Annotated in this window: 13 protein-coding genes and 2 pseudogenes; 7 read left to right on the top strand and 8 right to left on the bottom strand. The window is 69.3% G+C overall.

The genetic code is table 11. The annotated features are described in order from the left end of the window. Positions 1-2 precede the first annotated feature (2 nt). Positions 3-2138, top strand: a complete 2136-nt coding sequence (locus tag A3CU_RS0108585; RefSeq protein WP_281174100.1) for a heavy metal translocating P-type ATPase — start codon at positions 3-5, stop codon at positions 2136-2138. Between the two features lie 159 nt (positions 2139-2297). Continuing rightward, positions 2298-2690: an SCO5389 family protein gene (locus A3CU_RS0108590; protein ID WP_027941944.1), complete on the top strand. Its 393-nt coding sequence runs from the start codon at positions 2298-2300 to the stop codon at positions 2688-2690. Positions 2691-2814: 124 nt separating this feature from the next. On the opposite strand, the gene A3CU_RS49685 is transcribed toward A3CU_RS0108590, so the two are convergent. From A3CU_RS49685 to A3CU_RS0108620, 6 genes and pseudogenes are all read right to left on the bottom strand, one after another. Beyond that, the gene (locus A3CU_RS49685; RefSeq protein ID WP_052371560.1) at positions 2815-3198 is read right to left on the bottom strand and encodes a hypothetical protein; all 384 of its coding nucleotides are present in this window, start codon (positions 3196-3198) and stop codon (positions 2815-2817) included. Positions 3199-3227: 29 nt separating this feature from the next. Next, positions 3228-3486: pseudogene (locus tag A3CU_RS43975) on the bottom strand (type B 50S ribosomal protein L31). 45 nt (positions 3487-3531) lie between these two features. After that, positions 3532-3774: pseudogene (locus tag A3CU_RS0108605) on the bottom strand (CobW C-terminal domain-containing protein); the annotation flags it as partial. A 237-nt stretch (positions 3775-4011) separates the two neighbouring features. Beyond that, a complete protein-coding gene (locus tag A3CU_RS0108610; RefSeq protein WP_027941946.1) occupies positions 4012-4974 on the bottom strand; it encodes an ATP-binding protein in 963 nt (320 codons plus the stop codon). Positions 4975-5252: 278 nt separating this feature from the next. Then, positions 5253-6422 (bottom strand): sensor histidine kinase, encoded by a 1170-nt coding sequence (locus tag A3CU_RS43980; protein WP_063628802.1) that lies wholly within the window; start codon positions 6420-6422, stop codon positions 5253-5255. After that, positions 6422-7084 carry a response regulator transcription factor gene (locus tag A3CU_RS0108620; protein ID WP_027941947.1) on the bottom strand — a complete coding sequence of 221 codons (663 nt, stop codon included), beginning with the start codon at positions 7082-7084 and terminating at the stop codon, positions 6422-6424. The genes A3CU_RS43980 and A3CU_RS0108620 overlap by 1 nt, the downstream gene beginning before the upstream one ends. Positions 7085-7266: 182 nt before the next feature. On the opposite strand from A3CU_RS0108620, the gene A3CU_RS0108625 reads away from it, so the two are divergent. The 5 genes from A3CU_RS0108625 to A3CU_RS0108645 all read left to right on the top strand — a co-directional run bounded on the left by A3CU_RS0108625 (position 7267) and on the right by A3CU_RS0108645 (position 13090). After that, the gene (locus A3CU_RS0108625; protein ID WP_027941948.1) at positions 7267-8202 is read left to right on the top strand and encodes an ATP-binding cassette domain-containing protein; all 936 of its coding nucleotides are present in this window, start codon (positions 7267-7269) and stop codon (positions 8200-8202) included. Between the two features lie 29 nt (positions 8203-8231). Then, positions 8232-9746 carry a DUF1349 domain-containing protein gene (locus tag A3CU_RS0108630; RefSeq protein ID WP_027941949.1) on the top strand — a complete coding sequence of 505 codons (1515 nt, stop codon included), beginning with the start codon at positions 8232-8234 and terminating at the stop codon, positions 9744-9746. Then, entirely contained in the window at positions 9743-10519 is a 777-nt protein-coding gene (locus A3CU_RS0108635; RefSeq protein ID WP_027941950.1) for an ABC transporter permease, read from the top strand. Before A3CU_RS0108630 ends, A3CU_RS0108635 begins: the two co-directional genes overlap by 4 nt. A 268-nt stretch (positions 10520-10787) precedes the next feature. After that, positions 10788-11984: a type VII secretion protein EccE gene (locus A3CU_RS0108640; RefSeq protein WP_027941951.1), complete on the top strand. Its 1197-nt coding sequence runs from the start codon at positions 10788-10790 to the stop codon at positions 11982-11984. Next, positions 11981-13090 carry a hypothetical protein gene (locus tag A3CU_RS0108645; RefSeq protein ID WP_027941952.1) on the top strand — a complete coding sequence of 370 codons (1110 nt, stop codon included), beginning with the start codon at positions 11981-11983 and terminating at the stop codon, positions 13088-13090. The genes A3CU_RS0108640 and A3CU_RS0108645 overlap by 4 nt, the downstream gene beginning before the upstream one ends. A gap of 312 nt (positions 13091-13402) precedes the next feature. Here the strand turns inward: A3CU_RS0108645 and A3CU_RS0108650 are convergent, their stop codons facing one another. Together A3CU_RS0108650 and A3CU_RS0108655 are read right to left on the bottom strand one after the other, a co-directional pair. Beyond that, positions 13403-15427 carry a hypothetical protein gene (locus A3CU_RS0108650; protein ID WP_027941953.1) on the bottom strand — a complete coding sequence of 675 codons (2025 nt, stop codon included), beginning with the start codon at positions 15425-15427 and terminating at the stop codon, positions 13403-13405. Positions 15428-15433: 6 nt separating this feature from the next. Then, positions 15434-16456 (bottom strand): hypothetical protein, encoded by a 1023-nt coding sequence (locus A3CU_RS0108655; protein ID WP_027941954.1) that lies wholly within the window; start codon positions 16454-16456, stop codon positions 15434-15436. Positions 16457-16466: the final 10 nt, after the last annotated feature.

The raw sequence follows: 16466 nt of genomic DNA on the forward strand, positions 1-16466 counted from the left end.
TGGTGGCCGACGCGGCTGGGCGTGTCCGGTTCACGAGTTCCGAACTGCGCGGGCGCACCGGGGTGGCGGTCGCGATCGAGGATGCGGTGGACCGGGTGGCGGGTGTGCGGCAGGTGCACGCGTATCCACGCACCGGCAGCGTGGTCGTCTGGTATCAGCCTGACCGGTGTGTCCGGGACGAGGTGGTGGCCGCGATCGGCACCGGCCTGGATGCGGACCCGCGCTTGGCCGGTGGCCGGACACCGCGGTCGGCGGATGTGCGCAATGGTGACCTTGTCCGGTTGATCGTCGGCGGGGTGGTGCTCGGCCTGCTCGGAATCCGTCGTTACGGGTTGCGTCGTCCCCCGGTCCTGGGCACCACCGGGCGGACTCTCGCTACCGGAGTCACGATCTTCACCGGGTATCCGTTTTTGCGGGGTGCGCTGCGGTCGCTGACCGGTGGGCGTGGTGCGGGGACCGACGCGTTGGTGTCCGCGGCGACGATCGCGAGCCTGGTGCTGCGGGAGAACGTCGTGGCACTGACCGTGCTGTGGTTGCTCAACATCGGTGAGTATCTGCAGGACCTGACGTTGCGGCGTAGCCGCCGGGCGGTGTCGGAACTGCTGGCCGGCGCGCAAACGCGGACCTGGGTGCGGTTGGCCGACTCGACCGAGGTCGAGGTGGACATCGCTCACCTGGTGCTCGGGGACGAGGTGGTCGTTCACGAGCGCGTGGTGCTTGCGGTCGACGGGGTGGTGGTCGACGGCGAGGGGATCGTGGACACCTCGGCGGTGACCGGTGAGCAGCTCCCGATGGCGGTGACCGCGGGCGTGTCGCTGCACGCCGGGTCGGTGCTGCTGCGGGGCCGGATCGTGGTGCGGGCCTCGGCGGTCGGGCCGGACACCGCGCTCGGGCGGATCATCGCCCGGGTGGAACGGGCGCAGGCGGACCGGGCGCCGATCCAGACCGTGGGTGAAACGTTCTCACGGCGGTTCGTCCCCGCCTCGTTCGCGCTGTCCGCGCTGACGCTGCTGGCGACCCGGGATGTCCGCCGCGCCATGACGATGCTGCTGGTGGCCTGCCCGTGCGCGGTGGGGCTGGCGACCCCGACCGCGATCAGCGCCGCGATCGGAAACGGCGCGCGGCGCGGGATCCTGATCAAGGGCGGGGCCCACCTGGAGGCGGCCGGCCGGGTCGACGCGGTCGTGTTCGACAAGACCGGCACGCTGACCCTGGGCCACCCGATGGTCACCAACGTCGTCTCTTTCGACGACGCCTGGTCGCCGGAACAGGTGCTGGCCTACGCCGCCAGCTCGGAGATCCATTCCCGGCACCCGCTGGCGCAGGCGGTCATCCGCTCGACGCAGGAGCGACGAATCGAGATCCCACCGCACGAGGAGTGCGAGGTCCTGCTCGGGCAGGGCATGCGGGTGCACAGCGATGGGCGGGTGCTGCTGATCGGCAGCCGAGAGCTGTTGCGCCGGCAGCGGGTGCCGATCAGCCGCCAGGCCCACGCCTGGGTGCGCCGGCTACAGCGCGCCACCGAGACACCCTTGCTGCTGGCGGTGGACGGGAAGCTGATCGGCCTGGTGTCGCTGCGCGACAGCGTGCGACCCGAATCGCGCGAGGTGCTCGACGCGCTGCGCGCCAGCGGTATCCAGCGCCTGGTACTCCTGACCGGCGACACCCCCGAGACGGCCGCCGCGGTGGCCGCGGACTTGGGCATCGGCGAGTACTACGCGCGTGTCATGCCCGAGGACAAGCAGGACCTCGTCAAGCAGCTACAGGCCGAGGGCCACGTAGTTGCCGTTGTGGGCGATGGCACCAACGACGCCCCTGCACTGGCGCTGGCCGACATCGGCATCGCGATGGGGGTTTCCGGCACGGATGTGGCCGTGGAGACCGCGGACGTGGCGCTGGCCGACGACAACCTGCGCGCCCTGCTCGATCTCGGGGACCTCGGACGGGCGACGATCACCGGGATCCGCCAGAACTACGGAATGTCGATCGCGGTCAACACCCTCGGCCTGCTGGTCTCCGCGGCGGGCGCGCTGTCCCCGGTCGTGGCCGCGATCCTGCACAACGCCTCGTCTGTCGCGGTCGTGCTCAACAGCTCCCGCCTCATCCGCTACCGGATCACCCCACCCACCCGATCCTGACCCAGGCATTCGGCAGCTCGGATTAGCCGCCCCGGGCGAGTTTGCTGGTCCGTCCTGGTGATCGTCGGCCGGATTCCTTGCTTACTGGTAATGAAAACCACTACCAGTGGAAGGGGTTGTGTTGTTCCATCGCATCGTTAGCCGTCGGAGGTTGTGATCATGTCGTTGGACGTTTCCCCGGAGTTGCTGGCGCGCGCCGAGCGCGGCGAGGTCGGTGACGGCGAATTCGTCGCCTGCGTGCGCGATTCGTTGCCGTATGCGTGGAAGGTGATCAGCGGAGTCGTGGCCGATTTGGAGGGCGGCGCGGCGGAGTTCGCGGACAACACGACTCCGCCGCCGAGTGAGACCGAACGTGGCCAGTTGTTGCGGGCGCTGGCCTCGGACGCGATCCGGGGTGGGCTGGAGCGGCATTTCGGGGTGAAGCTGGCGTTCCAGAATTGCCACCGGGTTGCCGCGTTCGCGCCCTCCGCGACGGGGAGTGCTCGGTATCGTGCGTTCGTCTCGGCACGTGGGCAGTTGCTGAATCAGAGCCCGGAGTTGCGTGACTGCTGACCCACCGGCCGCCGTGGGTCAGCCGCGTAGCCGGGGGAGTACCTCGGCTACGCGGCGGGCGACGCGCACAGCAGGTCTCCATCCTCGCCACCCGGATAGCAGGACGGTAGCGGGACGCCGCGGGTCAGTTCGTGGTGGCTCGCCCGGCCAGCGCCGCACGGAACCGGAGACCGGCGGGCAGCCGCGCAGGATCCAGGTGGGCTGTGTCCAGCCAGCGGCGGACGGCGGCGAGGTCGTCCTCACCGGACAGCGGCCCGATCCAGATCGGGAGCCCGAACGGTTGCCGGTCCACCGAGCAGGGCTGGACGACCAGCAGCGCACCGGCGGGGCGGGCGCTGCGGCCCAGGGCGTGGCAGCCGAGTCGCCCGAGCAGGCATCCGGTGGAGACGAGCACGCCGTGCCGCTGTCGCCGGACGCAGCCGCGCAGACCATCGACCACGGACCGCCCGTGCTCGTGGCCGCAGGCCGTTCCCTGGCAGACGACGGCCGTGAACGGTTCGGTGTTCACTGCGCGCCCTCGGAAGGGTTCTGGGCCGGTCATGAGCGGCCTGCCCGCTGCCCGTAGCGGCGGTGGAACTTTTCGACCTGTCCTGCGCTGTCCATGATCCGCCGCGCGCCGGTCCAGAACGGGTGCGACCACGAGGTGACCTCGACCACCACCAGCGGGTAGGTATTTCCGTCCCCCCACTGGATGGTTTGGCCGGAGGTGATGGTGGAGCGGGTGAGGAACGCGTCGCCGGTCGAGGAGTCCTGGAACACCACGGGGGTGGTAGTCGGGATGGAGGCCTGGTTTCATCGCGTTTCGTCCTTTCCTGATCCGGTGTTGACGTCATTGCGGGTCGCCGCCGGCGGAGGAGATCCACAAGGCGACATCCGGTTGGCTGGATGTCCAAGCCGGGCCTTGGATCCGTACGACACCGCCGAGCAGTACGTCGACGGCGTCGTGCGGCCGTGCCGGGTGAAAAGGCCGATGTGCGCGGAATGTCACCACGTGCACGCCGCAGTCCGGCGTCAGCGGCGGTTGCCCGCGCAGTAGCACGCCGTGCGGGTCGGTGAGCTCGCCGCGGCGCGCGTCCGGCGGGACCGTCGTCGCCAACGACTCGACGTCCGGTACGGGACGTTGGTGGTCACTCACGCCTACTATCGTAAATGACAATCATTATCGTTAGTAGGGGGATGGAGGTCCGCGGTAGATCAGGTGACCGGCCGGCGGCCGGGGTTCGGCAAGCTTTCGCACTCGCACCAGCGCACCTCGCGCAGGGGTGACCAGCCAGGGGCGGTGGGTGCGGTTGCGGGCGAAGGGAGTGAAGCTCTGCTCACCTCACGCGTCGGCCAGGGCGGCTGGGCCGGGGATGTAGTCCGGGTCGATCTGGGCGGCCAGATCCTGGCCGGTGCGGTTGTTGGCCCAGGAGCGGGCGTTGCGGAGGTGGAACTCGACCGCTTGGCGGTGGAATCGATCCCAGTCCCGCGGCGTCGAGTCCACAGTGGCCAGAATGGTGGCCAGAGCGGCCAGGTTCTCCTGCTCCAACGCGGAGATCGGGCGGGCCCGGCCGCGTTCGGCCGCGCGTACGTGGCCGGAGCCGGTCAGCCAGCACAGCAGGTCCTCGCCGACCTGCTGGCGCAGGAATTCGACGTCCTCGGTGTCGGTGGTCTTGTTGCCGACGACCGCGAGCCGCACGCCGAAGTCGTGTGCATAGTTGGCGTACTGCCGGTACACGCCGACGCTGCGCAGCGTCGGTTCGCACACGAGGAACGTGACGTCGAACCGGGTGAACAGCCCGGAGGCGAACGCGTCGGCGCCCGCGGTCATGTCCAATACGACGTACTCGTCGGCGCCGTCGACGGAATGGTTCAGCAGTAGTTCCGCCGCGCCGACTTTGGAGTGGTAGCAGGAGACGCCGAGATCGTCCTCGTCGAACCGGCCCGTGACACCAAGTCGCACACCGCCGACGTCGCGGAAGCAGGCGTGGGTGATCGGGTTGTCCTCGAAGGGCCGGATCAGCCGGGATCCGCGCCCGGGCGGGGTGGTTTTGATCATTGCGTCGGTGCTGGTGATGCGGGGGTTGTCGCCGCGTAGATGGTCCTTGATCAGGTCGAGGTGCTCGCCGAGTGTGGGCAGGGCGGCCGCGTCCTCCTCGCTCGCGCCCAGGCCGACCGCGAGGTGCTGGTTGATGTCGGCGTCGATGGCCAGCACGGGACGTCCCGTGTGGACGAGATATGCGGCGAACAGCGAGGTCAACGTCGTCTTCCCGCTCCCACCCTTGCCCACGAACGCGATCTTCACAACTCTGCCTTCCGTGTACTGAAAACGACATCGATTTTCATTTGATGGGCGCACGATACATCGAGTCTGCTCGGCCACGAACGGGTGATCACGGTGGTCGTGGCGGTGGCCAACGGTAGAGCGCGACCGTCACGGCCGTCTTCGGCACGTTACTGGGCACCGACCCCGCCACGCTCGATCCGGCACGGTCCTTCTTCGAACTGGGCGCGGCCTCACTGACACTCGTACCGGCACACGCCCTCCTGCGCACGGACCTCGCCATCGAGCTGACGGTGCGGTCACGATGGCTCTCGCTCTTGGTGATCTGGTTCGTCGTTCTTGAGCGCCCCGCTGTGCCGTCGAGTACTTCCGCTGTTGATTCCGAAGCTGACGGCGATGTCGAGTCCGCCCTCGGGCCGGGGATGTGCGGTGATCTTCGCGTGGTGGCTTTGCGCGATTGCCGAGACGATGGCCAGGCCGAGTCCATGGCCGTCGGTGCGGCGAAGACGTTGGGCGCCGGTCTGTTGGAACGGTTGGAAAAGCCGGTCGATCTCGTCGGGACGGATCGTGGGGCCGGTATTGCTTACGCTGATCGTTGCTCTGCCCGGGGCCGAGGTGGTGGAAACCTCGACCTTTCTGCTGGTGTTGTTGTGGCGAAGCGCGTTGTCGATGAGGTTGGCGATCAGGAGTTCGGCGAGTCGGGGGTCGCCGGCGGCGGGGGCGGGGGCGAGCGTGGCGTCGATGCGGATGCCGTGATCTTCGGCTTCGGCCCGGCGGCTGAGGAGAGCCGCTTCGGTGAGCTGGGCGAGATCGAACGGTTCCCAGCGCTCTACGCCTCCCTCACTGGTGGCGAGGGTGAGCAGAGCGTCGATGAGCTGTTCTTGTTGCTCGCCGAGTTGGAGCGCTTCTTCGCAGGCCGCACGCAGGGACGCGGCGTCGGCATGAGGGTCGGCGAGGGCGACCTGGAGGAGGGTTCGCTGTCCGGCGAGGGGGGTGCGCAGTTCGTGTGAGGCGTTGGCGACGAAGCGGCGCTGGGCCGCGAAGGCGGATTCCAGCCGGCTGAAGAGATCGTTGAGCGTGGTGCCGAGTTGGGTCAGCTCGTCATCAGGCCCCTTGACGGTGAGCCGCTGGTTGAGGTTGGTGGCCGAGATCTGTTGGGCGGCCGTGGTGATGGCGTGCAACGGTCGCAGAAACCGGCCGGCGAGCCACCAGGCGCCAGCCAGGGCGATGGCCGCGGCGGCCAGGCCGATGAGGGCGGGAACGAGGTCGAAGCTCCGGGTGGAGGTGACCGGATCGGGGATCACGCCGTCGGGGGCTCGGGCGGCGGTGTGGCCGTAGAGGAGATTGGTGGCGAGTAGCACGGCGGCGAGGACGACCAGGAACAGCCCGGAGTAGAGCAGGGTGAGCTGTAACCGCAGGACGGGCCGGTGGATCCGGCGAAGGGACGCGAGCGGTCGGTGGGCTGGCATCAGGCATCTCCGATGCGGTAGCCGCCCTCGCGGACGGTGTGGATGACGGGCGGGTCGCCGAGCTTGGCTCGCAGGCGCCGCATGGTGTGCTTCACGGCGCTGGTGAACGGGTCGGCCGCCTCATCCCAGACCCGTTCGAGCAACTGCTCGGTGGAGAGCACCAGGCCGGGTGCGGTGAGCAGGCATTCGAGCAGGGCGAACTCCTTGGGGCTGAGGTCCAGGCGCCGCCCCGCGCGGGAGGCCACGCGACGGGCGGGGTCAAGGGTGATGTCCGCGTAGGCGAGAGTGGGCGGCACGGGCGGCGTCGATCGACGTCCGAGGGCGCGGACGCGGGCGACCAACTCGGCGAAGTCGAAGGGCTTGGGCAGGTAGTCGTCCGCGCCGAGCCCGAGGCCGTCCACGCGGTCCTTGACAGTGCTGGCGGCGGTAAGCATCAGGACGCGGCTGTTGGCGCCCTCGGCGACAAGCCGGCGGCAGATGTCGTCGCCGTGAACGCCGGGCAGGTCCCGGTCCAAGACGATCACGTCGTAGCGGGTGACCACGAGGTGGCTGAGGGCGTCGGTCCCGTCGAGCACGACATCGACGGCCATGCCCTCCCGGCGTAGCCCGGTGCCGATCGATCGGGCCAGGACCTCGAAGTCCTCGACCACCAGCACTCTCATCGGCGACGACCTCTCGTCGTCGGAACTCGGCGGGGCCGGCGGCCGGCGGTTGCACGTGCCATGCGCTCAAGCATGGCGGGTGCCGGGTCGCAACTCGGTATCAGCCGCCGCGACCGGGTTGCACCCGCTCGGGTCGTACAAACGATCCCGACCGGCCCCACGACCCCGAACGGACAACCACTGTGAGTCAACCAACGATCGAAGTTTCCGGCCTGCGCAAGCGGTTCGGCACGACCCAGGCGCTCGACGGGATGAGCTTCACTGTGCCGCCGGGCCGAGTGACCGGGTTCGTCGGACCCAATGGGGCGGGCAAGTCGACCACTATACGGGTCATTCTCGGCCTGGACACTCCGGACGAGGGCCACGCGCTGGTCGGTGGAGTGCGCTACAAGCGTCTGCACCGACCGCTGCGCCACGTGGGTGCGCTGGTCGACGCCGCCGCGTTGCAGCCGAGCCGCACCGGGCGTAACCACCTGCTGTGGCTGGCCCGTTCGCAGAACATGTCCGCACGGCGGGTCGATGAGGTGATCGATCTGGTCGGCCTGGCCGGCGCCGCGCGTCGCAAGGCAGGGGGCTTCTCCTTGGGGATGCGCCAACGCCTCGGGATCGCCGCGGCGATGTTGGGTGACCCGCCGGCGTTGATCCTGGACGAGCCGTTCAATGGCATGGATCCCGAGGGGATCATCTGGATACGCCACCTTTTGCGCTCGCTGGCCGCCGAGGGGAGGGCGGTGTTGGTCTCCAGCCATCTGATGGGCGAACTGCAGGACACGGCCGACCAGGTGGTCGTCGTCGGCCGCGGCAGAGTGCTCGCTGATGCGCCAGTGGCGGAGTTGGTGGCCAGGGCCTCAAGCGATCAAGTTTTGCTCCGCACTCCCGAGCCATCCGAGGCGGCCGGAGCGTTGCACCGGGCCGGTCTTCGGGCGACGGTCACCGACCAGAACACCGTCGTCATAGCCGGTGCCGCCGCTCAGCGGATCGTGGCAGTGCTCAGCCAGGCCGGTGTGTCGTTCTCGGAGGTCACCACGCAACGGGCCACTTTGGAGGACGTCTACCTCCAGCTCACCGGTGACGAAACCGAGTATCGGGCAGCGGCCGGTCGGGAGCGGCAATGGTGACGGCCGACAGCGCTCTTTCGTGTTCGCCCATGGCTTTCCGGTCCGTGCTGTGGGCGGAGTGGGTCAAGTTCCGCACCGTTCGAGGCTGGCTGATCGGACTCGTCATCGCCGTTCTGGTGTGCGTGTTGTTCACCTACCTGGTTGCCAACGGCACCCACAGCGGAACATGCACCGGCACCGGCAGCACGTGCCAAAACGGCCACCCAGCCGTCCCGACCGGACCCGACGGCGAGGCTGTCGCCGACAGCTACCAGTACCTGAGCCGACCACTCAGCGGGAACGGGACCATAACCGTGCAGGTCACCTCGCTCACCGGGCTGGTCTCGACCAATCCGACGAACGTCGCTCCCACACTGTCCGCGACGCGTCCGGGGCTGGCCGGGTGGGCGAAGGCCGGCCTTCTGCTCACCCCGACGACCAGTCAGGGATCGCCCTATGCGGCGATCATGGCCACCGGCGGTCACGGAATCCACTTCCAGTACGACTACACCCACGACCAGCGCGGAACGGTCTCGGCTGATTCGGCCCGGTGGGTGCGCCTGACTCGCGTCGGGGACACGATCACCGGCTACGAGTCCGCGGACGGGACCTCCTGGCAGGACGTCGGCGCCGCCCACCTGTCCGGATTGCCCGCCACCGTCCAGGTGGGACTGTTCGTCACCGCACCCGTCACGTTCCAAGGCGAAACCGGCTACTCCACCCAGGCCACCGGCAGCTTCGACCACGTCACCGTGACCGGTACGACGGACGGTGACTGGCAGAGCCACAGCGTCGGAATGAACGAGGCCGACTTCTACCCGACCCTCGGCACCGGCGGTTCACGCTCCTCCGGTAACGGGTTCGTGCTCACCGGCTCCGGTGACATCGGTCCGGCCGTCGTCGAAGGAATCCTGGGCAGCGACACCGTTTCGAGCACGCTTCTGCTCGGGCTGATCGTCGGATTGATAGTGCTGATCGTGATCGCGGCGATGTTCATCACCAGCGAGTACCGCCGCGGCCTGATCCGCACCACCCTCACCGCCACTCCGCAGCGGGGACGGGTGCTGGCCGCCAAGGCCATCGTCATCGGCGGGATCGCCTTCATGATCGGCGCCGGCGCCGCCGCTGCCGCCGTGCCGGTCGGTGAGCACCTTCTCGCCGGCAACGGCGCCTACGTATTCCCCGCTACCGCCGCGACCGTGGGCCGCATCGTCGTTGGTTGTGGGCTGGTCACCGCGCTCACCGCCGTCGCCGTGCTCGCGCTCGGCGCGATCCTGCGTCGCAGCGCTGGGGCGGTCACCGCCGGGATCGTGGTGTTCGTCCTGCCCTACGTGATCGGGTCCAGCCTCTCCGGCAGCACCGCGACATGGCTGTTCCGCGTCACCCCGGCCGCCGCATTCTCCGTTCTCGATGTGCTGCCCCGATCGGCGCTGGTGGACTACCCCTACACCTTGGCCAACGGCTACTACCCGCTGCCGGCTTGGGCCGGACTGCTTGTCCTCGCCGCTTACGCCGCAGTCGCACTCGGTGCCGCCAGGCTTCTGCTGGGTCGGAGGGACGCATGACCGATGCGCTCCGCGCCGAGTGGACCAAACTCCGCACCCTCCCCAACACGGCCTGGCTGCTCATCGGTGCGGTCGCCCTCACGATCGGAGTCAGCGTCGTGGTCGTGGCCACCACCCACCAGTCCTCGGGCGGCGGCGGTGGCCAGGACCCCACGAAGCTCGCCCTCACCGGCATCGACCTCGGTCAAGCCGTCATCGCCGTGTTCGCCGTTCTGGTCATCTCCGAGGAGTACGGCACCGGTCTGATCCGCACCACCCTCGCCGCGATGCCCCGCCGGCGCACCGTGCTCGGCGCCAAGGCCGCAACCGTGGCCGTCCTCGCCCTTGCTGCCGGTGTGATCGCCGTTTCGGGCTGCCTCATCGCAGGACGGCTCCTGCTTCCCAGCAGCGGTCTCGACCCGGCGCACGGATACGCGCTCGTCTCGATCGCCCACGGCCCGACGCTGCGCGCCGCGGCCGGCAGTGCCGTCTACCTCACCCTTGTTGCCCTGCTCGCTCTCGGCATCGCCACCGCCATCCGCGACACCGCTGTCTCCATCGGGACCGTGCTCGCAGTGCTCTACCTACCGCCACTGCTCGCCCAAGCCGTGAGCGACCCGCTCCGGCACCACATCCAGCAGATCGCCCCGATGACCGCCGGGCTCGCCATCCAGGCCACCACCAATCTGCGCGACCAGCCCATCGCCCCCCTGGCCGGCCTCGGCGTCCTTGCCGCATGGGCCGCCGCCGCCCTCCTGCTCGCCGGGCTCCTGCTCCGACACCGCGACCCATGAGCCGGCAGGCGAATTTCGCCGTCTAGCGCGGTAATGCCGGGGTGGTCGTGCACGGCCCCGGGTTCGACATCGGACGGACGGCCTGACCGGCAGCTGACCACAAGTACCGGTCCATGGCAAAGGGAACCAGCAGGTCGGTGCCATCGCGCGAGGGGGCAGTACGGGGCGGTACGGAATACCTACGGTTTTGCCGCTGCATCGGCCGAGTTCGCACGGTGAGCGGGGTCGATTCCGGCGATATCGTTAGCTGGTGCAAGGGGCTTCGCAGGTGACCACGACTCCTCGGTCGTCGCCGGCGCGTGCGGCAGCGCGGTCCGGCGCGCATGGCGGTAAGCCCGTCGAGCCCGATCGCCGCACGCAGGGCGCGGCCTGGTTCAGCGCAGTGCGGACACGGGGCCGCCTCGGTGCGGTCAGTGTCGCCCGCCTTTTGGCGGTCGAGCTCGTCCTCGTCGTCGCCATGGTCGCCGTGCAGAAGATGTGGGCGTCGATCGTTGCCGGAATTCTCGGCGTGGCCGTGCTCGTGGTGCTGTTCGGACGCTCCGGCGGCCGCTGGTGGACCGAGAGCCTCCTGCTGTGGCTGGGTTTCCGGGCCCGCCGGGGCACGGCGGGGGAGCAGCGGGACGACCCGCGCCTGATGGCGCTGTGTGAACTGGCGCCGGATCTGGTGGTCGAGGACATCGACGGCACCGGAGAGACCCGGATGGGCATGGGCAGCGACGACGCCGGCTGGTTCGCCGTGATCGCGGTGTCCGCTCCGGGGGACGCGCCGGCGCCCGCCGTCCCAACGGCCGCGCTCGCCCGTATCGCGGCCGAGGCGGAACAAACGGGCGTCGTGATGCAGGTCGTAACCCAAAGCACTCCGGGAACCGAGGTCCGGACACGGGAGCGCTCGCTGTGGGTGGCCGTGCGGCTCGACGCCCGCGCGGTCGCCGAGTCGATGATCGGCAAGGGCAGCGAACAGGTCGACGTACCGGGGGTGCTGTCCGAGATCACCCGCCGGGTCGAGCGGGTGCTGCGGCGACGTGGCCTGCCCGCCCGGCTGCTGGCCGCCGACGAGATCGTGGACGCGCTGGCGCGATCCTGCGACCTGGTGCCCGGTACCGGGCGGCCGGGCACGGTCCCGGCGGTACGTGAGAAGTGGGATGCCTGGCATTCCGCCCGCCTGGCCCACGGCTGTTTCTGGATCAAGTCCTGGCCGGATGCCGACCGGAGCGCCGGACTGCTCGCCGCGCTGAGCGAGGTGCCGGCCGATCTGGTGAGCATCGCGTTCCTGCTCGAACCCTCGTACGAGGGCACAACGCTCCGCTGCCTCATCCGGGTCGCCGCCGATCCCCAGCGCTACCAGGAGATCTGCGATCGGGTACGCGAGCTGGCCCGGCGGTCCGGCGCCCGGGTGTCCCGGTTGGACGGACAGCATGGACCGGCCGTCTACGCGTCGGCCCCGAGTGGGGGAGGCGCCCGATGAACGCGGGGCAGTATCCGCCGCCGCAGCCCAGGCCGCCCAGGCCGATGGCCGCGCAGCCGGCAGCGCAACCCACCATCCCGCACCCCGGCGTGCCCGCCCCACCTCCGGCACGTCCCGAGCAGGGCGTGCTCGGCGCGCGGCCGATGCCGCCCGTACCGGCACGGACTCAACCGCAGCAGGCTCCGCCTCAGCAGGTTTCAGCGCAGCAGGCTCCGCCTCAGCAGGTCTCAGCGCAGCAGGCCCTGCCTCAGCAGGTCTCAGCACAGCAGGCACAACAGGGCAGCGCGAGGGAAGCGTTGGGGCGCTCGGGCCTTGCCGTCGGCATCCCGGCGCCCCTGCCGCCCGGCCCGCCGGCCCCCAGCGGTCCAAGCGGGCCGAGCGGCGGGCAGCGCCACGTCGTGCGTGAGCAACGGGAATGGCGGACGAGGCGGCACAGGTCGATCCCGCGGCTGCGGATTGGCGCGCACTACGCGTCCGAGCGTGCGCTGAACCTGCTGCAGGTGTCAGCATCGTCGTTCGGGATAGGGCTGGGCCGCGACAGCAACGGCGTCCCGATCGCGGTTTCCCTCTTCCGGCCGGAGCCGGTCACGGTTGATCTCGTCGGCGGGGCATGGGCGGCACGGCTGCTGGCCTACCGCGCGTTGCGATCCGGTGCCCGGCTGATGGTGTTCAGCGACCAGTGGGCCTACTGGGTGCAATTTGGACAGTCGGTGACCGGCCGGAGCGACCGGGTCGCGGTCCTGGCGCCGGACGCGGACGCCGGAGTGACCGCCAGTGCGGACGCGCCGGTGCTGTGCCTCCATGACACCGCACCCGCACCGGGGCAGCCACAGCCGTGGCAGACGCGTCTCCAGTTGCACAGGCGGGTCGCGCCGGAGCGTGTCGCGGCGGTCCGGGACGCGGATATGCTGCTGATGCAGCGACTCACCCCCAACGAGGCGGGGCTGATCGCGCCGGTGCTGGGTCTGCCCCCGCAGACCGTCGGGCAGTTGCAGACGTTGCGCGACGACATGATGGCCCTGATCACCCAAGGTGGGAACCGTTACGTGTGGCTGGACCAGGTCCCCGCCGAAGTCCATTGGCTCGGCCGCCCTGGCCGCTACTGATACCTCCGGGGGCAATCCCTTAGCAGCGCCTCCAGGCCGAACGATCGGTCATACAAATCGTGGCCGGTATGGACGATCGTCGGGACCCAGGCCCCGGCGTCCTTGTTTCAGCGGGTAGGCGTCACCGTCTCCGCGGTCGTCCTCCCCGCCCCCATCCCCTATCGTCTCGTCGCACGCTGACCGCGGGCGAATGGACGCACGCCGTTCCGTAGACGGCGCACGGCGTGCGCCCAACTCGATCGGGAAACGGCCCTCGCCAGAACGACAGCAGGTGTCAAGGTCACCTGCTGTCGTTCTGCGCGGGTCGCGACGCTAGTTTCCACCGCCCAGGGCGGATGGTGGGTTCGCGTGGTAGCGCTGCTCGCCCTGGCCGCCCGCGACCACCGGGCCGCCAGGGGTCTGGACCTCGAACGCGGACTCGTCGGTGACCGGCGCCTTCTCGCCGGGAACCGGGGTGGCCGGTAGTGGGCTGCGGGCGGTGCGGTCGGCGTGCACCGCGGGCCTGGCGTGCGGGTCCGACGTGGACACTTCGAGGCCGGATGTGCGCAACGCGGCCGGAATCTCTCCGGCGGGACCGACGGTGACCTTGTCCCGCTCGGCGAACCGGCCTTCGAGCATGGGTGCGGTGCCGGTGGGCAGGCCGGCGGCGAACTCCGACTCGGACCGCTTGCCGCGCTTGCGCCGCAAGGCCCGCCGGCCTTCCGCGATCCGCTCGGAGAACGTCTTGGCCGGCCCCGTCCGATGTGGATTCGACAGCACCGGTGGTGCGCCCAGACCGCCCGGCGGGGTCACCGGTGCCTCGGCCGCGCTTCCCGCGACGGATTGACCGCGCTTCCTGGCGTTGTCCAGCACGGACGGGGCGCTGCTCGGCGGCGGCTGGAAGCCCTGGGCGACCTCCGGGGCAACCGTCGAACTCGCGCTTGTCCCCTGCTGAGCCTGCCGGGGCCCCAGGCCGCCCAGCGACCCCGGCGGGACGGAACCCAGCCCCGGACTGCCCGCGTTGTCCTGCAGGCGCTTGTCCTGTTTGGACGCCGCCTGCGCTGATTGCGCGCCCGGGGGCGGGGTGACGCCTGGGGGCGGGGTGATCGTGCCCGGCGGGTACAGGCTGTTGGAGGAGAGGTTCGGTGCGCCGTTGCCGGCCCCCAAGGCCGTCTCGGGACTCAGGTTGCCCAGCGTCGGCGGAACTCCGGTGGGTGTGTTCGTGCTGAACAGGCCTGGGCCCTTGCCGGCGAACGGAGTAGGAGCGGTGTTGCGGGCGTTGAACAGGCTGGGTACGAGGTTGGGCAGGCCGGTCAGGCCGGGCGGTGTGGGGGCAGGGGCGGACGGCGCCGGGACGGTGGGCGGTGGGGCACCGGGTGGTGGGGCCGGTGGGGCACCGGGTGGAGGCGCTGGTGGGGCACCAGGTGGAGGCGCTGGTGGGGCACCGGGTGGAGGCGCTGGTGGGGCACCAGGCGGAGGGGCAGGCGGGGCACCGGGTGGAGGGGCAGGCGGCGGGGCACCGGGCGGTGGGGAAGGTGGCGGGCCTCCCGGCGGGAGGCCCGGCATCGGGGGCGTGGGTTGGCCGAAGGCCCCGGGATGCGCGACGGCATTGAGTTTTTCCACCATCTTCGCGTGCCCGGTGTTCAGCTTCGTTAGATACGGCGCGTACTCCGAAGCGTACTTGTTGGCCAGTGCTCGTGCCTTTTTGTTGTACTCCTCCTGGTTTTCCCTGTCCTTGCGGTCCATCCCGGCCGCGACATTAACGCCGCCGTAGGGGTTGGTAACAAGTTTGTCGGAGGCGTACTGCATCCCGGCGTGCACGAAGGCGTACTCGGTGTAGAGCTGGTCCATGTCGGCCTGTGCTTCACGCATCACCTGAGCAAGGCCGTAGAGCGCCACCTCGTTTTCGATGGCGGCCTGTTTCCAGACCTCGAGATAGCCCAGCGTCATCCCGACGTTGTGGAGGAACACCTGCTTGGCCTTGGGGGACTCCCAGTCCTTGATCAGATCCTGGGTCTGCTCGCGGAGCTGGTCCGCTACCCCTTGCAGCATCAACGAAATGTTGCCCCACTGCTGGGCTCGTTCCTCGGTGGTGCCCGGCTGCTCGCCCTTGATCCACAGGTGGATGGTCCCGATGTCCTTACCCGAGAAGTCCCAGCTTCGGGTACTCAGGTCGGGGTCTTCACGGTCGTCCACCTTCTGCGCGTCGGAGTAGAACGTCGGTAGCGCCGGGGCGTGCCCCGAGTACTGGCTGGTGTAGTTCGGATCGAACAGCGGCGAAGCGGGGTGTCCCGCCGACGCGTTCTGCAGTGCATTGATGTCGTAGCCGAAGTACGGATCGTTGTCCTGGTCTGACATGGCTTGTCACGCCCCGCCCGCGACGCGATTGGCCTCCGCGAGCCGCTGGTCCGCCAGCTCCGACCAGTCCTTGCCGGTGACCGGATCGCCCTGGAGCCCGATGTCGCGCTCGTTCGTCTTCTTCCCGTGGGCGTCTTCGGTGTAGTACTGCCGCGTGTGAGTGCCGTCCTGGTACGTGGTGGTGACCGTGTGGTTGGTGGTCGTCTTCTTGGGGACGACCTTGCCGTCCTTGTCGAGCTGGTCGACGGTCGTCTTCTGGTCGGTGACCTTGGAGGACTTGTCTGTTGCCGTGTCCGTGGTGGTCACCTGCCTCGTCCCACGCACCGGCTTGCCGTGCTGGTAGTAGGTCGTTGTGACCGTCTTGCCGTCGCTCGACTTCTCGATCTGGTAGACCGTGTTGCCCTTCTTGTCGGTGTACATCTCGGTCTCGCCATTCGAAGTGATCACCTTCGAACGGATCCCGCCGTCGGCCGTCTGGTAGGTGTAGACCTCGCCCGTGCCGAAGTTGAACTTGCTGAGCAGCTTGTCGCCCGAGGTGTCGGTCGGCGGGGGCGCGGTGGACTTTTCCGTCAGGCTTTCGAGCGTCTGTTTGGGATCGATGTAGTAGGGCAAATCGGCGGGCTTGTTCCCGCCCGGCATGACGAATGCCCATTCGACGGCGTTGAGCATGGCGGAGTTCTGGGCGTCCATGTCCTTGAACAGATCACCCATGATCAGCGCGACCGAGGAGATGGCGGCGAGGTTGTTGGTCAGGTCGGGAAGGCACTGTGCCATCTCTCGCGCATTGCGGCCGGCCAGCTTCTGGACGGTTGTGCCAGGGGGAAAGCCGCCCGTGCTCAATGCGACGTCCTGGCCGCCACCCGCCAGCGCCGTGTTCGCGGGCAGGCTGTCGCTTTCCAGGTTTCCCCGGAGCGTGGCCACGTTCTTGCCGTAGCCGCTGAAGGAGGACGGATCGGCCTTGAGCGCCTTGCCGTCGGTGGCCCACTTCGCGATCGGAACCGTCGGTCCCGGATCGTCCTTTTGCGTCATTGTGCCCTCC

Source organism: Amycolatopsis taiwanensis DSM 45107 (assembly GCF_000519205.1).
Taxonomy (GTDB): Bacteria; Actinomycetota; Actinomycetes; order Mycobacteriales; family Pseudonocardiaceae; genus Amycolatopsis_E; species Amycolatopsis_E taiwanensis.

Bases quoted from the DNA above. Each gene is read 5' to 3' on its own strand.
- A3CU_RS0108590 (WP_027941944.1), top strand. From the start codon at position 2,298: ATGTCGTTGGACGTTTCCCCGGAGTTGCTGGCGCGCGCCGAGCGCGGC.
- A3CU_RS43980 (WP_063628802.1), bottom strand. From the start codon at position 6,422: ATGCCAGCCCACCGACCGCTCGCGTCCCTTCGCCGGATCCACCGGCCC.
- A3CU_RS0108620 (WP_027941947.1), bottom strand. From the start codon at position 7,084: ATGAGAGTGCTGGTGGTCGAGGACTTCGAGGTCCTGGCCCGATCGATC.
- A3CU_RS0108630 (WP_027941949.1), top strand. From the start codon at position 8,232: ATGGCTTTCCGGTCCGTGCTGTGGGCGGAGTGGGTCAAGTTCCGCACC.
- A3CU_RS0108635 (WP_027941950.1), top strand. From the start codon at position 9,743: ATGACCGATGCGCTCCGCGCCGAGTGGACCAAACTCCGCACCCTCCCC.
- A3CU_RS0108645 (WP_027941952.1), top strand. From the start codon at position 11,981: ATGAACGCGGGGCAGTATCCGCCGCCGCAGCCCAGGCCGCCCAGGCCG.
- A3CU_RS0108650 (WP_027941953.1), bottom strand. From the start codon at position 15,427: ATGTCAGACCAGGACAACGATCCGTACTTCGGCTACGACATCAATGCA.
- A3CU_RS0108655 (WP_027941954.1), bottom strand. From the start codon at position 16,456: ATGACGCAAAAGGACGATCCGGGACCGACGGTTCCGATCGCGAAGTGG.